Raw genomic sequence first — 15,762 nt, forward strand, 5'->3', positions numbered from 1 at the left:
TAACAACATTTTTATAAAACAATAAAATAAGGTTGTATCAATTAAACATATTAATTAGTATGTAATTAATATACAATTTTGAAAGGGAAATAAATTTATGAGCAATAAAATGTTTTCTATTGAAATATCTGCCGAGTTAAATCAAATACAGTTAATAAAACACTATTTAGGTAAATGGAAACCAAGCTTTGTATCAATAAATAACCTGAGTGAAACTAAATTTGAAGATGTTGTACAGATTACAAACTACATTAAAAAAGATTTGGGAATCCCCGTATTAGTACACATGTCAGGAATTAGCAAAACTAAGGATGAAATCGTTAAAGAGTTAAAAACCATGGAAAAATATGGAATCCATCGAGTGCTAGCATTGCAAGGCAATTTATACCATGGAATTAAAATAAAAAAAGATTTTCAATATGCTAGTGATTTAGTCAAGTTCATTAAATCATATGATAACTCAATTGAAGTTTTTGGTACTTGTTACCCAGAAAAGCATCCAAAAGCTAAAAATTTAGAATCAGATATTGAACATCTTAAAATAAAAGTTGATGCTGGAGCTATTGGATTAATTTCTCAAATTTGCTTTGATAACCAAAAAGTATATCAATTTATAAATAAAATTCGTGAGCATGGAATTAACGTTCCACTGTTTTCAGGAATCATGCCAATAACTAAGGAATATCAACTACATTGGCTAGAACATAATAAAATATCTACTCATAATAGCTTTGATAATGTTAAAGACTTAGATCAATATGGAATTAACTTTTCAATTAAACAAATTAATGATTTACTAATGCATAATGTGGATGGAATTCATCTTTATACTATGAATGACTGGCAAACTACCGATGCTATCTATGATAAAATTAAACATAATTTTAAATAGAAAGAATGTTATCTTAAATGAATTCAGATAATTCTGCTGTAAAAAAATTATCGCCTAGCAAAAAATTAACTGATGAACAACAAAAATTAGTTAATAAGATTAAAGCATTTGCGAAAAAGAATCTTAATTCCAAAAAACACGCTGTATTCACAATTTATGGAGATGCTGGAACTGGAAAAAGTGTTGTATTAAGTCAATTATTTTATGATTTACAACAAATGACTAAACTAGAGGGCGTATTTAAAAATACTAAAAATTATTTTTTAGTTAACCATCCCGAAATTTTAAAAGTATATAAACAGATAGCAGGAAATGAACCTAATGTTTTAAAAAAGAACTTTAATCGACCAACATCATTTATCAACCAAATGAATAAAAAGCGACTTAATGCTGACGTAACAATTGTTGATGAAGCTCATTTATTATTGTCACGTCCTGACCATTACAATAATTTCTACCAAGAAAATCAACTCGAAGAAATTATTAAAAAATCGAAAGTCACTATCATTGTTTTTGATAAGCGCCAAGTAATTAGAACTAAAATGTTCTGGAATGAGGAACGCTTGAAAAAATTATTAAAGCCATACCACAACGATGAGTATCATCTAACTAAACAGTTCAGAATGACAGCTAGTAATGATTTAGTAAAATGGATTAATGCATTTACAGATGGAAACCTAACCAAAATACCAGATAGTGCTAATGCTAATTATGATTTTCGAATCTTTGATGATGCTGAAAAAATGCGAGAAGCTATTTTTGATAAAAATGAAAGCATGGGACTATCAAGAATCGTATCCACATCTGGATATCCTTCAACTTTAGATGGTGGCAAGCATTACGTTATTGAAGGAAACTTCAAAATGCCATGGGATCAATATAACTTCACTCAAACTCCTTGGGCTGAAATTCCAGAAACAATTAATGAAGTTGGTTCTATTTTTACTTGCCAAGGCTTTGATTTAAACTATGTTGGAGTAATTTTAGGTCCACCTATTTTTTTAGATAAGCATAATCATAAAATTAAAGTTAATTTGTCTAAATATACAGATGTCGAATCGTTAAAAAAACGACCAGATATGAAAAACGATGAGAACTTTGAGGCGATTAAAAAGCAGTTAATTTTAAACTCAATTAACGTTTTAATGAAACGAGGAGTGCATGGATTATACATTTTTGCACATGATGTAGAGCTTAGAAAACAGTTGTTAAAATATTTTAAAGATATTAAATAAAGAAGTGCCCATTTTATGGACACTTCTTTATTTATTGTTGCTAGAATTATCGTTTTGATTATTTTGTGTAATGCTATTTTTCAAATGTTCAAAGAAAGTATTATCTGTTTTAGCAATTTTAATAGCTTCCGCCGTCTTGGTTGCCGTATTAACTTCTTTTTGTGGCACTACTACTGTATTAGCAGAACTATTAGCAATATCTCGATAAGCTTGAATTTGCTTTAATGATATATAGTTATCATTAGTGAATCCGTTATTGGCAAAAGCATTGATTACAGTATTATTTGCTTCAGCTGTGGCTTTAGCTTCTTGAATTTTTTGATATGCTTTAGCATCAGCATTTTGTCTTGTTGTGTAAGCTTCAGCATCGGCTGTCTTACGCAAAGAATATGCTTTCCCATCAGCTTGATTTTGCGCCGCTTGTTTTTCACCTTGTGATTTCATAATAGCGGCTTCTCGTTGTCTTTCAGCTGCTGCTTGTTGATTCATAGCTTTTTCAATTTCTGGATCTGGTTTTAAACCAGAAATGGCAATATTATCAACTTGAGTTCCATATCGAGCAGTCGTATCGTTTAAATCATTGGCAAGACGTTCGTTAATTTTCCCTGAACCTTCTAAAACATCATTTAACTTCATCCCACCAATGATGCTACGTAAACTAGATTGCACGTCTTGTATCATTGACTGTTCAGCATTACTATTTTTAAGTTCGTATTCAACCGCGTCAGTAACATGGTATTTTAATTGTTCAGTAGCAAGCACTGTTGCGTTGTCACGCGTGATTAACGATTGTTCTTTAATGTTTAGTGGCTTTTGTCTAGTATCAACTTTTATAACTGAGTAAATAATTGGAATTACAAAATGCCATCCCGGGCTTAAAGTTTCAACGTACTTACCAAGACGCATTTTTAATCCAACTTCTCCTTGGCTTTCATTAATGATAATAACGGTATGTAAAATCATCCATAAAAGTAAAACTATTATTAATACTGCAAATATTGTTCCTACAACGGTTCCCATAAGATCATTCTTTTCTATATTTTATTTTTTAAATGCCTCAATCGGTACTAAAATTACGGTATTATTGTTAACCCCTGTAACCCGGTATTGATTATTAGCTGATTTTAATACTATTTTATAATTATAATATGTTCCATTAAGCTTTATTACGCTATCGTTTTTTTTAATGGATACTATTTTTTGAATTAAATCAGCATCGACGTTATTCAGCTGATCATTACTATTAGGTGACAATAGCGCCTCTAAGATAGCTTTTTGAACATCAGCATCTAAAGTTTTAATATATTCTTTTTCATCCTTACTTAAAGAGAATACTGCTGAAAAAGGTTCTTTTCGATGATTACCACTTAATAATTTTTTCAGAATTCCATCAATCAATCGCACCACAACCTTTCTTATCAAGATGGCGCAAATTATAGACTACAATTTTAAAATATTCAATAAAAATAAAAAAAGTTTCAATTATTCAATTGAAACTTTTCAAACTTATCCAAATACGCCATTTATAAATCCATAAATGACCTCAATTGCAAATGGAATTAATATTCCTGCAGATAATACATAAATACTTACTTTTTTGATGAGACTTAATTCGCCAAAATCCTTTCTCAAAGTAAACAATAAGATTAAAATACCAACGGTACTTATAAAATTACCAATGTAATGAACTAAAGATAACATAATTTCACTTCCAATTTACAAAATTAATAAAATATTATGCGTAAATAATTATATCATTAAGTATGATAAGTGTTATTTATTTACTTTAAAAAAAATATTTTATACAATTTTCATATAATACGAAATGGAGAGATGACATTTATGAATAAATACATTAAGATACTAGGTTTTACATTACTTAGTACTTTTGTACTAAGTAGCAATGTTTCTGCAAATAATAAATATATCACTAAGAAGAGTAAACTAACAACTTATCAAGGCTTTAAAGGTAAAGCTTATGCTGATAAAAAACTGAAAAAGCACAGCTTTTCACTTAAAAAATACAAAAATACTAAGCTGTATTCAAACAAATACATTTTAGTAAAGAAGAACAACACAAATAAAAAATATTTATATGTACATTCTAAGAATAACAAGCTAAAAGGCTTCACTGGCTCAAATAATGTCAAAGTTTACCCAGAGAAAAAGGTAAGTAAAAAAATAGTTAAAAACTTGAATATAAAATCAAAAGAACAGCTCATGAGTTACATAAGACAATGTCCTGACTTATTACCTGAAGGTCAAGTGTTGAATTTAAGCAAGTCTTCATATAATAACTATAAGAATTTATTATCCAAACAATTTAACATCAACAAATATAGCAGCTCTCCAGCATTTAAAGATGGGCATGCTTTCTTATATACCGATGACAAAGATCTACAAACTCCACTAAAGGATGCCATCAACAATTGGAACAAAGCTTTTGGCAGCAATATTTTTGAATTGGGTAATGTTCAAGATGAAACTTTAAAAGTTGAATTGGTTACTAAGGATAATAACGATTGGGATGGTATGTTCTCAAACAACTCCATTCTAGTTAATAAAAATAACTTTTATAATCAAAAATATAATAAACAAATCAACCAAATTAATGGTGCTAAAGTAAATGTTAACGATTTAATTGATGGGAAAAATGCAAAAAGTAAGGAACAAAATGAGTTTAACAATGCTTCTAATAGTCCCTTAGATAATAAATATTGGACTGGTGTTATAATGCATGAAATGGCCCATGCAATGGGATTAGGACATACGCCTTATGCCAATGACATTGTATTTGCCGAATCTAGTGAAGAACAAGAACAAAGTAATTTACCATTAAAATATACATGGAGTACTTTAAGAGCTAATAACGAAAAAATTGCTACGATGACCAATAAATTATCACAAAGAGATTTAAATCGTGCTAGATTAGCTAAGAACATGGGTGTTTGGTAAAACATAAAAAGACATTGCATTTTATAAAAAATGCAATGTCTTTTTTTATCTAACAACGACTGCCTTTTTACCATAGTCGTTATAAATTCTCATAAAGTTATCAACTGAAGTCCAGAAAATGTAGCCTTTACTATTTTTTCTAGAAGATGGATCTGCCATCAAGAAATAACCATCTTTATATCCAACAACTGTAAGCATATGACCAGTTGCTTTCCCCTGCATGCGGTAAGAACCAGCAATAACTAATGGGTTACCATGCTTAATTTCAGAAATTAGGTCGTCTTTAGAAGCACCTGTAATGTCATAAACATTGGAATAATATGTTCTACCATATTGAGCTAGTGGTTTTGGATTAATAGTCCAATCTTGGTTAGTATGGTTAACTTTATAGGGATTTCCTACAAAACCATCATCAGCATTGTTTTTACTACGTGGCATATTGTCAATGAAAGTTCTCAAGCTAACATCTTTTCCAATACCTTTAACTGATAAAGCCATTTTAAGACTAGTGACCTCACAAGCATTAGCTGCTTCTAAAGGAGTGTGTTGACTAGTGTAAGTGAATGGAAGGACATATTCAGAAGTACTCTCTAATCCATCGGAGTTAATCCATCCATAGTCTTTACCATTGTAACTAATGTGATAGTAAGTATAGTTACCTGCAGTAGCAACTTGATCTAATTGTACTAATTTACCACTAATATCTTTAGTATTCCCGACTGAATAAGCTAAAGAACTATATGGTTGATTAAATAATTGCCAATTGCCACTTTTAACTTTCATAGAATTTAAATTTCTAGCAGATTTTATATCATATTTTAAATTATTATCACTTATATTAACAACGCTATCAGCTGAAGCAGTAAGGGCTTGACTATTCATAAAAGGAAAAGCCGTACTAGATAGCATTGCAGCAATTCCCAAGGTTAGAATTGTTTTTTTCATCGTTATTCCTCCTAAACACTATGTTTTCTATGTTTAAAAGAATAACTAATATAACTTAAGGTTAGCTTAAAATAAAAAAGATATTCGAAAAAACGAATATCTTTTTAGTAAATTGAATTAACTTGTTTTTGAACTTCTGGATGGCTTAAAAATTCTTCATAGCTAGTTTCAGCTCTACTAACTAATCCTTTACTTGAAACTTCAATAATGTGGTCGGCAATGGTTTCAATAAATTGACGGTCATGTGATGTAAAAATGATTGAACCATCAAATGGAATTAAGCTATCATTTAAAGCTGTGATTGATTCCATATCTAAATGGTTTGTTGGGTCATCTAATAGCAGCACATTTCCTTTTTGTAACATCATTTTAGATAACATACATCTAACTTTTTCCCCACCAGATAATACCTTAATTTGTTTATCAATATTATCTCCTGAGAATAACATTCTTCCTAAGAAACCGCGTAGGAAAGTGTCATCACTTTCTTCTTTTGAAGCATATTGACGCAACCAATCAATGATGGTCATGGAGTCGTCCTCAAAGTCAGAGTTGATGTTTTTGGGCATGTAAGATACCTTAGTCGTTTGACCCCAAGTCACAGTTCCAGTGTCCGGAGTCATTTTACCGGCTATAATTTGCATTAAAGTATTTGTAGCTAAATCGTTACGACTAATGAATGCAGTCTTTTCACCTGGACGCAAAGTCAAGGTAATGTTATCCAAAATTTTAACTCCATCGATAGTTTTAGAGACATTATCCACCCTTAACAAATCATTTCCGAGTTCTCTTTCCATTTCAAATTTAATGAATGGGTACTTACGTGAGGAAGGCTTAATGTCATCAAGCGTGATTTTATCCAATTGTTTCTTACGCGAAGTTGCTTGCTTAGATTTAGAAGCATTAGCACTAAATCGAGCAATAAATTCTTTTAACTCTTTAATTTGGTCTTCTTTTTTAGCATTTGATTCTTGACGCATCTTAGTAGCTAATTGACTGGATTTTAACCAGAAATCATAATTACCCACATAGATTTGAATCTTTTGAAAATCAACATCACACATCATTGTGCAGACTTGATTTAAGAAGTAACGGTCATGCGATACTACGATAGCTGTATTTTCATAATTAGCTAGAAAATCTTGTAGCCATTCAATTGTATTGTTATCAAGACCGTTAGTTGGTTCATCTAAAAGCAAAATATCTGGTTTTCCAAACAATGCTTGAGCTAATAAAACTTTAACTTTTTGACTTTCATTTAGCTCACTCATTTTTTGAGTATGCATACTTTCATGAATGCCTAAGTTTTGTAATAGTTGGGCAGCATCTGCTTCTGCATTCCAACCATCCATTTCAGCAAATTCACCCTCAAGCTCGGCTGCTTTAACTCCATCGGCATCAGAGAAATCAGCTTTGGCATATAAAGCATCTTTTTCTTTCATTACGCTGTATAGTTTTTCATAACCTTGAATTACCGTATCTAAAACTTCGCATTCTTCAAAACCATAATGATTTTGATTTAGACTAGAAATTCGTTCATTTTTACCAATAGAAATATTTCCACTAGTTGGCTCAATTTTACCTTCCAATAACTTTAGGAAGGTTGATTTACCTGCTCCATTGGCACCAATCACACCGTAACAATTACCTGGTGTGAACTTTAAATTAACATTTTCGTACAGTTTTTTCCCTGAGAAATGTAATCCCATATTACTTACTGTTATCATCTCATACCCCACTTACATCTGAAATAAGCTTTAATCTAAAAAATTCATCCCTTTTTCACTCAGAATCAAGGACGAACTTTTTATTTTGATTCAAATTTTAAGACTCGCATAACTTTATCATAGATAATTGATATAAACAAGTTAATTAGAGAACATCACTAATGGTTTTATCACCATCACTAAAGGCATATTCTTTATTAATTGTGCCATTATCTTCTAGTACAGCACTAATAAATTTGGCAACATTTTGTCGAGAAACTTTTCGATTGTATAAATCACTAGGATTTAGTTCTACTTTTCCATTACCCGCTGTGTCAGACAAGGTTGCTGGTCTCAAAATCGTATAATCTAAATCGGTATTATGTGTTAAATATTCATCAGCATAATGTTTAGCAATGAAGTAGCCATGTAAATTAGACTTATCCCATACACTACGGTCATCACTACCCATTGAACTAACCATTACATATCTTTTGATTTGCGCCTTTTGCGTAGCTAGCATACTTTTTATGGCACCATCTAAATCTATAACCAAAGTTTGGTCATCTCCAGTGTTACCACCTGAACCAGCCGAAAAGACTACACTATCAATTGCGTTATCTTTAAAAATGTCAGCCATATCATCTGCTTGAGCGGTTAAGTCGAACGTAACCGGCGTAACATTTGTCATATTGTCATATTCGCTAAATTGGCTAGCATTCCTTAATCCAGCAAAAACGTGTTCATTATCTTTTTGTGATAACTCTTGAACTAACAATTTACCTACTTTACCATGTGCACCAATTACAAATGTATTCATTTATACTGCTCCCTTCGATGTTTAATTATTATGACCATTCTATCAAGATAAAATTAACAAAACAAATAAATTGTTTGAGTGTTACTAATGCAATATCTCTTAACAATTTTGCAATGTAAATGCAATCACTGTGTATCAATCATAAGTTAGAATAACCATAATAATTATATTTAACGGAGGATTTTTATGAAAATGGTCAAAAAGATATTAGTTGCAATTTTTGTACTATCAGTTGCGATTATTTCTATGAATGTATCAGCTAACGCTAGTGGCAAAAAAATTGCTGATGTTTCACAATACCAAGGAAACATTAACTGGAATAAGGCTGCTAAAGATTTAAAATATGTTCTTATTCGTGTACAGCATGGGACTAAAGATGATAAAGATTATCGTCTTGATACTCATCGAAACATTAATGCTAACGGCGCTTACAAGCATAATATTCCTTTTGGTCAGTATGGTTTTGCTGAATTCACCAGCAAAAAAGATGCTGAAAATGAAGCTAAAACTTTCTTTAAGCATTCAAACAAAAATGCTAAGTTTTATGTACTAGACAATGAAAAGCGTATGCCTAAAGCAAAAGCTAAAGAGCAAAAATACGTTGATATTTGGTTAAAAACTATGCGTAAATTGACTGACAAGCCACTTATCTATTACTCATATCAAAGTTTTGTTTCTTCTCATAAAATTGATTATTCTAGATTTGACGGTTCATGGATTGCAAATTACAGTGCTAAACCAATTCAAAACCCAGACTTATGGCAATATACTAGTCATGGTAGAGTTTCCGGAATTAAAGGTAATGTCGATTTAAATCGTATTTTAAATCGTAGTCAAGTTAACAAATGGTTTAGATAATATTAAAAAATGCGAACACTACTAAGTGTTCGCATTTTTTTATCTTTCATCTTTTAAAGCAACGTTGCCATCAAGCATTCCAGCGTCACCCTTGAGTACTAATTCATTATAATTTACATCTAATTTTAAACCTTGATCAAGGTATGATTTACTATATCCTTTAATATAAATAGGACCTAAATCAGAATCCAAACTATCATCAAAAGCTGGATCGTTATCTTCTGGTTTAACAGCTAATAAATCAAAAGAAATTCCGATAGCACAAGAGCCAACATCAGAATAATTACCAACTCCATCGTCAAAGTTTAATAATAATTTATATTCACCATTTAATCTATTTTTTATTTTAGACTTTGCTGCGTCTGTAATAGTAATTTTCATAATTATCTTCCTCCTTTTAAGTAACTAAATTGTATACTTAAGGAAGGTAAAAGCAAAACATCTTAACTTAAATTAAGATAACTTATACCAATCAATGATTTTCTTAGCATCATCATACTTCAAATACCTACATTCGATTTTTTTAGCATGTTCGCCCACACGAATGTTAATTTCTAAATGTGCTAAATTGTGGTATTTTTTCATGAAATAAGTTTGTTTTAAACTCATCGATTGAATTTTATCCCATTGAACAAAATTAGTATAGTAATTAAATAAATGTACATCTTTAATTTTAACTATCCCTTGTTTATTTAAAGGCAATAAACTAATTTCAACATTTTTAGATTTAATAAACGCATTAATAATCGTTAAAACTGAAAAAATGATTAGTATCAAAATAGCTAACCCCAAAACATTTACAAAAATGTAATCTCTAATGAAAAACAGCATAATCAATAAAGTTAGTGGTATCCATAAAACATTACGAGTAAATAACCAAAAAGCATTTTTATAAGATGTAAAGCTTAAAAACGGTTTTGAACAAACATAGCTAAATGATTGCCCTATTTTTTCATAGACTAGTTGACTTTTTATGAATGGAATAAGGAGTCCATTATTTATATTTTCATCATCATTTTCGGTAATTAAGTCAACATTAACCGTCGTAATATTTAGCATTTTTCTAATTATATTTTGACTAAACACAATATTTTGAATCTTATCAATTGGAATTTTGTCAACCTTCCGTTTAAATAAGCCTGAACTAATTCTAAAATATGTGTCCTCAGAATGAACTGTAAATTTATAATACTTTAATTGGGTCTTTATAAAACCCACTATATAAATTAATATCATAAAACCTACTAAAAAAGATATGACAAAGTAAAATGAGGCATGGTTAATGCTTTCAAAAGATTTTTTATCATTTAAAAATAATTGAAATATCAAAACAGTAATTAAAGAAATTGCTGAAATAAATGAAAAGTTTGTAGCCGCAAATAATTTCATATCGTGTGTAGTAGCTCGATAAAAACAGTTATCAGAATAATTAGAATCTTTTTCTTTTGGTATCTTTTTACCTGCAGATTTGGCATGCTTAGTTTCAATAAATTGACCCGCATCTATACTAATCACTCTCAAGTCTACCTTTGATTTACTATCACTGTGAGAAGCCGTATCTAAAATAACTTGTTCTAAGTTGAATGGTTTTAAAAAGAACCACTGATTATGTTGAATAACTTGAATTTTATCATATGGAATATGAAGTTCTTTTTTTAAAAATAGACCATATTTAATTAAAATCTGATCATCTAAGACTGAATATCGATAAGTTAAATATCTCACTAAAACAATAAGAACTAATATTAAAGTTATCAAAATTCCTAAGATTGGTTTTGCAGCAATTAAAGCTATAACGAATACAAAAATATTTTTAAATGCTGAATATAAGTAAAATAGAATTGAAAAAATATTCAATCGTTTATTGGACATTTTTGGCCTCCATCGCTAGTTTAATCACTTTTAGTCTCAACTCATCAGCATCCTTAGGAACTAACGCTTCTATAATATGCGAATTACTAGCAGTTACAATTGATACACTAGTCAAGTATTGTAATCTAAGCAATGGTCCCTGTGATAAATGCACATTTTGAACTCGTGCAATTGGAATTGAAGTTTCACTACGAAAGATAAATCCCTTCCTTATTCTCACCTCAGTTTCAGAAACTTCGTAACTGTAAAATTTATATCGATAAGGAATCAATGCGTACTCAATCATTACTTCTAATAAACCTAAGCTTAAAATAATTATATATACAATAAGTGGCAATGAATAAAAATACCGTGAAACTAAATATACTACCAATAAAGCTGTTAGCCATCCTATTAATGAAATGAAAGCACTTTGTGACCATACTTTTTTAACTTTGGCTGGTAATCTAGTCATCATAATAACTCCTTTTATTTATGATAGTGAGTGTAGTGGTGGTTATAACTACGGTTCAAATGATAGTTTTTATTATTAAAGCTTGGCGCACCTTCTGGAGTAGGAACTTGCATATTACGATCTATTCTAGAACGTCCAGTTTCATAATCAAAACTAATACCTGGTTGAACGTTAAAGATGTATACATTAAAATCTAAGGACTTATCAGTAGAAAGTGCTTGTAAATTAATTCCGCGAGCCATTAACTCATTTCCTCTAAAAATAGGTTTAGCATAAAAAATAACTTTTTTGTTATCACGCAAAGCATTCCTTACCTTAGCCTCGTAAATAGTTTGCACCTTCTGGTTAGAAAATGCAGTTTGAGTAAATAAGTTCTTCAAATTATTTTGGTCACCAGTTTGATGACGGTTTTGATACTGCCCATCACTATTTATCCCACCTGAAATACTGTAAGCAATTAAATGGCCGCGATTAATAATAGCTTCACGGTTAACCATTTTTTGATGCCATGCCGTTGGATATACATATTGGCGTGTTCTCAGTGCAGAGTTAGCTAAATTGCGTTTTTCTAAATAACCTACATTAGCTGAAGAAGTTCGATTTAAGTCATCTAAATTAGCATAATCAACATGATTATATTTCCAATCACTAGTTTTTAAATTAGCATGATTTCCGTTGAGCTCAACATATGCTTTATCGCCTGAATTATAATTTAATTCGCTCAAATTAACGTTGGAGCTACTTGTTTTTTTATCATTTTGTTTGTTTGAACATCCCACTAACAAAATCATTGCTAATGTTACAAAAATTGCATTCGATATTTTTTTCATTTTATTTTCCTCCAATATAAAATTCGCATTTAATCGTAATTTTTATGTATCATCAAAAGAATAACACGAAAACAAAAAAAGCTCACTTTTAAAAGTTAGCTTTTAATTAAATTTATATGGTCTGGAATAACCAACCGCTTTCCACCATGGAGCGTTAACGTTTTCTACGACCACGCCTCTATTTTGAGCGTCTATCATCTTACCATCACCGATGTACAATCCAACATGCGTAATGTTATGTTTACTAGATCCAAAGAATACCAAATCGCCTGATTTACGTTCTGATTTAGTAACCTTTTTAGCACTTCTATATTGTTGAGCTGCTGTTCTCGGCAATTTTTTATTTAAGGCCTTCTTATAAACATATTTAGTGAAACCAGAACAATCAAAGCTTTTAGAACCAGTAGCACCATAACGGTATTTTTTACCTAATTCTTTTTTAGCTTGTTTGTACAATTTTTTGTATTTCTTATCTATTTTTTTCTTTTTGTCATCTTGACTATTTTCTTTTTTATCAGATTTATCGTTTGCATTATTTTCAGAATTATTGTCAGCGTTATTATTGTTTGCATTATTTTCAGGCAAAACATTATTGGAAGCATCCGTTAAGTTTGTGCTTGTAGAATCTGTTCCTGGGTTAATTTCGTCAGCATTAGCAGCAGAAATTTTTACAAAAAATACACATATCAAAGCTGTTAAACAAATCGTTAATATTTTCCTTTTCAAATTATTCATACCCCTAATCTTTTATATTTATTGTTTGTAATTATAAATATAAAATAATACCGTTAGGGGTCAAAATGATGTCAATATGTTGACTATTTTATGTCAAAATCGTTACATATTTGAAACTTCCAATGATACAATTATATTAAATCAATAATTTAGGAGCGATATTATGAATTTATATTCCTATGAATATCTAAATAATTCTAATGCTTACGTAGCTTATTTGTTGCTACTGTTTGCACTAATTTTAGGTATTACCATAATCTTTAATGGAATTAAATACATGCGTGATCGTACTAATTTAAAATATAGAGATTTCTTTGTTATGTTAACTTTAATATCTATATTAGCTATCAGTATGGTCTTTAGCCATGTTATGGATCAAAAAGCAACATCATCCAGAAATAATCAAACTGTTAAGATGATTCAAGATATTAGCAAAAATAAAAAAGTTTCTGTTAATAAAATTTATACTAGTTCCACCAACTTAAGTAATGGCATGACCGTAAAAGTTGATAAACAATACTATGAGGTTAATTTAAATGCTAATTTGAATAGTTACACCTTAACGCCTATTAGGTTGATTGATAATAATTTTAATTATGTTACTAACTCATCTTCTATCATTTCAAGAATTAGCAACTACCAATACTTAACAATTGCTTTAAAATTAATAATTGGTTTTATTGTTTTAGTTCTACAGATTAATCTTTCAGGAAAAGGAAACCTGGCACCATCTAACGCCATCGACCAACTGCAAAATTACGTTCTAGGTGGTATTATTGGTGGAATGATTTATAGCCAAGATGTGTCCATTCTACAATTCTTTATTGTTCTATTGATTTGGTCAATTATAGTTTTCGGCAGTAAAATTCTAAATCGTCAGAGTGCTTTCTTTAGAAAAATATTTACTGGTAGTCCTCAAGTCGTAATTCAAAATGGTATTATTAACGTTGATACTGCCTTAAGAAGTGGCCTTTCTGCTTCAGATTTAACTTTTAAGCTACGTACACAAGGTGTTAGTAACTTTAAAGATGTAAAATCAGCAACTTTAGAACAAAACGGACAACTAACCATTACTACTTTTGGAACTGAATCTGTGAACTACCCCGTTATTACCGATGGTTCTATTAATGAAGATGTTGTTAAGAGAATGGGCAAAACTCCCGAATGGTTAGAACAAATGTTAGAAGATGAAGGAAAAGATATTTCACAAATTTATCTAGGTCAATATGTCCACGATAATTTAATGATAATATCATTCCCTAGTCATTCTAAACGCCCTTGGTACTATTACCTTAAATATCAAAATATTAAAAACTCATATAACAATCGTAAAAAATAATAAAAAGCTCCTATGTCAATATAGGAGCTTTTTATTATTCAAATACTATAAATCTTTTATCATCATCGATATAATCTTTAGCTTGTGCTGGATTTTCAATCGATCCAAAGACCATTTCTCCGCGCAATTTCCAATTACTTGGAATGTCAAATTCTTTTCTAACGTCATCATCGATTAATGGATTATAATGTTGCAAATTAGCACCAATTTCATTATCAGCTAAGCCTGTCCAAACTGCATACTGTGCATTACCTTGTGATTGTTCTGACCAATCGTAAAAATTGTCTTTATAAGCTGGAAATTGTTCTTCCAATCCTTTAACAACGTCACTATCAGTAAAGTAAAGAATAGTAGCATATCCCGCTTTAAAAGCATCAATTTTAGCAGTTGTTTTGTTTAAAGCATCCTCATCTTTTAAATGTGGTTTCAAATTATCTAACACAATATCCCATAGCTTGTCGTGGTTTTCGTTAAATAAAATAGCAGCTCTAACAGATTGACTGTTAAATGGCGATGGTGATTCTTTAATAGTATCTTCAATGAACGAAACTAACTCACCATTACTTTGTTGAATGTTTTTACCCAAAGCATAAACGCTTCGACGCTTTTTTTGAATTTCTAAAAAATCATTTTTCATAATTAGTTCCTCCTCATTTATTATAACAGTGACCACATTATATCAACTTACTTTTCGTTAGTAAAATAATTAGACTGGTTTTACTAAACATTTTTAGTACCTTAATGTTATTATCAATATAGGTAACTTTTTTATAATTAGGAGGTTCAAATGTATTACTATGTTTTCTTACTATTAGCTATTTTAGGTGAATTAGTTGGAACTAATTTATTAAAAATATCAATGGGATTCAGTAAGTTGTTGCCAACAATTGGATCGTTACTATCTTTTGCAGTATGTTTTTATTGCTTATCCATCGCCATGATTAAAGTTCCGCTAAACATCGCCTATGCTACATGGAGTGGAATTGGATTATTATTATCCACCGTAGTTGCGGTAATCCTATATAAAGAAGCTATAAACATATCAACAATTATCGGTTTAACTTTAATAATAGTTGGAGTTGTAATTTTAAATTTATACAGCACAAAATAAACACCATCAT

Annotated in this window: 18 protein-coding genes; 6 read left to right on the plus strand and 12 right to left on the minus strand. The window is 30.2% G+C overall.

The window, feature by feature from the left end; all coding sequences use genetic code 11:
* Window positions 1-97 precede the first annotated feature (97 nt).
* Together FD06_RS00485 and FD06_RS00490 are read left to right on the plus strand one after the other, a co-directional pair.
* Entirely contained in the window at window positions 98-892 is a 795-nt protein-coding gene (locus FD06_RS00485) for a methylenetetrahydrofolate reductase (RefSeq protein ID WP_056965548.1), read from the plus strand.
* 17 nt (window positions 893-909) lie between these two features.
* A complete protein-coding gene (locus tag FD06_RS00490) occupies window positions 910-2,127 on the plus strand; it encodes a DUF2075 domain-containing protein (protein WP_056965549.1) in 1,218 nt (405 codons plus the stop codon).
* Between the two features lie 27 nt (window positions 2,128-2,154).
* Here the strand turns inward: FD06_RS00490 and FD06_RS00495 are convergent, their stop codons facing one another.
* The 3 genes from FD06_RS00495 to FD06_RS00505 form a co-directional block, all read right to left on the minus strand.
* Window positions 2,155-3,147, minus strand: a complete 993-nt coding sequence (locus tag FD06_RS00495; RefSeq protein ID WP_056965550.1) for an SPFH domain-containing protein — start codon at window positions 3,145-3,147, stop codon at window positions 2,155-2,157.
* A 21-nt stretch (window positions 3,148-3,168) separates the two neighbouring features.
* Window positions 3,169-3,525, minus strand: a complete 357-nt coding sequence (locus tag FD06_RS00500; protein ID WP_056965551.1) for a V-type ATP synthase subunit E family protein — start codon at window positions 3,523-3,525, stop codon at window positions 3,169-3,171.
* Between the two features lie 108 nt (window positions 3,526-3,633).
* On the minus strand, window positions 3,634-3,828 hold the full coding sequence (locus tag FD06_RS00505; RefSeq protein WP_056965552.1) for a hypothetical protein: 195 nt from the start codon (window positions 3,826-3,828) through the stop codon (window positions 3,634-3,636).
* A 141-nt stretch (window positions 3,829-3,969) separates the two neighbouring features.
* On the opposite strand from FD06_RS00505, the gene FD06_RS00510 reads away from it, so the two are divergent.
* Window positions 3,970-5,082: a hypothetical protein gene (locus tag FD06_RS00510; protein ID WP_056965553.1), complete on the plus strand. Its 1,113-nt coding sequence runs from the start codon at window positions 3,970-3,972 to the stop codon at window positions 5,080-5,082.
* A gap of 45 nt (window positions 5,083-5,127) precedes the next feature.
* Here the strand turns inward: FD06_RS00510 and FD06_RS00515 are convergent, their stop codons facing one another.
* The 3 genes from FD06_RS00515 to FD06_RS00525 form a co-directional block, all read right to left on the minus strand.
* Window positions 5,128-6,027 carry a C39 family peptidase gene (locus tag FD06_RS00515; protein ID WP_056965554.1) on the minus strand — a complete coding sequence of 300 codons (900 nt, stop codon included), beginning with the start codon at window positions 6,025-6,027 and terminating at the stop codon, window positions 5,128-5,130.
* Window positions 6,028-6,131: 104 nt separating this feature from the next.
* Window positions 6,132-7,754, minus strand: a complete 1,623-nt coding sequence (locus FD06_RS00520; protein WP_056965555.1) for an ABC-F family ATP-binding cassette domain-containing protein — start codon at window positions 7,752-7,754, stop codon at window positions 6,132-6,134.
* A 145-nt stretch (window positions 7,755-7,899) separates the two neighbouring features.
* On the minus strand, window positions 7,900-8,553 hold the full coding sequence (locus FD06_RS00525) for an SDR family oxidoreductase (protein WP_054657378.1): 654 nt from the start codon (window positions 8,551-8,553) through the stop codon (window positions 7,900-7,902).
* A gap of 186 nt (window positions 8,554-8,739) precedes the next feature.
* Here FD06_RS00525 and FD06_RS00530 point away from each other — a divergent pair, with 186 nt between their 5' ends.
* Window positions 8,740-9,411: a GH25 family lysozyme gene (locus tag FD06_RS00530; protein WP_054657380.1), complete on the plus strand. Its 672-nt coding sequence runs from the start codon at window positions 8,740-8,742 to the stop codon at window positions 9,409-9,411.
* A 39-nt stretch (window positions 9,412-9,450) separates the two neighbouring features.
* Here the strand turns inward: FD06_RS00530 and FD06_RS00535 are convergent, their stop codons facing one another.
* The 5 genes from FD06_RS00535 to FD06_RS00555 all read right to left on the minus strand — a co-directional run bounded on the left by FD06_RS00535 (window position 9,451) and on the right by FD06_RS00555 (window position 13,293).
* Window positions 9,451-9,792 carry an iron-sulfur cluster biosynthesis family protein gene (locus FD06_RS00535; protein WP_054657382.1) on the minus strand — a complete coding sequence of 114 codons (342 nt, stop codon included), beginning with the start codon at window positions 9,790-9,792 and terminating at the stop codon, window positions 9,451-9,453.
* 72 nt (window positions 9,793-9,864) lie between these two features.
* Window positions 9,865-11,283: a PH domain-containing protein gene (locus FD06_RS00540; RefSeq protein WP_056965556.1), complete on the minus strand. Its 1,419-nt coding sequence runs from the start codon at window positions 11,281-11,283 to the stop codon at window positions 9,865-9,867.
* The gene (locus FD06_RS00545; RefSeq protein WP_056965557.1) at window positions 11,273-11,737 is read right to left on the minus strand and encodes a PH domain-containing protein; all 465 of its coding nucleotides are present in this window, start codon (window positions 11,735-11,737) and stop codon (window positions 11,273-11,275) included. Before FD06_RS00545 ends, FD06_RS00540 begins: the two co-directional genes overlap by 11 nt.
* 14 nt (window positions 11,738-11,751) lie before the next feature.
* Window positions 11,752-12,567 carry a DNA/RNA non-specific endonuclease gene (locus FD06_RS00550; protein ID WP_056965558.1) on the minus strand — a complete coding sequence of 272 codons (816 nt, stop codon included), beginning with the start codon at window positions 12,565-12,567 and terminating at the stop codon, window positions 11,752-11,754.
* A 102-nt stretch (window positions 12,568-12,669) separates the two neighbouring features.
* Window positions 12,670-13,293, minus strand: coding sequence for a C40 family peptidase (locus FD06_RS00555; RefSeq protein WP_056965559.1), 624 nt, complete (start codon window positions 13,291-13,293; stop codon window positions 12,670-12,672).
* A gap of 172 nt (window positions 13,294-13,465) precedes the next feature.
* On the opposite strand from FD06_RS00555, the gene FD06_RS07470 reads away from it, so the two are divergent.
* Window positions 13,466-14,641 carry a DUF3290 family protein gene (locus tag FD06_RS07470; protein ID WP_082605225.1) on the plus strand — a complete coding sequence of 392 codons (1,176 nt, stop codon included), beginning with the start codon at window positions 13,466-13,468 and terminating at the stop codon, window positions 14,639-14,641.
* Window positions 14,642-14,675: 34 nt separating this feature from the next.
* On the opposite strand, the gene FD06_RS00565 is transcribed toward FD06_RS07470, so the two are convergent.
* Window positions 14,676-15,278, minus strand: coding sequence for a nitroreductase family protein (locus FD06_RS00565; RefSeq protein ID WP_054657394.1), 603 nt, complete (start codon window positions 15,276-15,278; stop codon window positions 14,676-14,678).
* A 150-nt stretch (window positions 15,279-15,428) separates the two neighbouring features.
* Between FD06_RS00565 and FD06_RS00570 the strand changes: the two genes are divergently transcribed.
* The gene (locus FD06_RS00570) at window positions 15,429-15,752 is read left to right on the plus strand and encodes a DMT family transporter (RefSeq protein ID WP_054657396.1); all 324 of its coding nucleotides are present in this window, start codon (window positions 15,429-15,431) and stop codon (window positions 15,750-15,752) included.
* Window positions 15,753-15,762: the final 10 nt, after the last annotated feature.

The organism is Apilactobacillus ozensis DSM 23829 = JCM 17196 (assembly GCF_001435995.1).
Classification (GTDB): domain Bacteria; phylum Bacillota; class Bacilli; order Lactobacillales; family Lactobacillaceae; genus Apilactobacillus; species Apilactobacillus ozensis.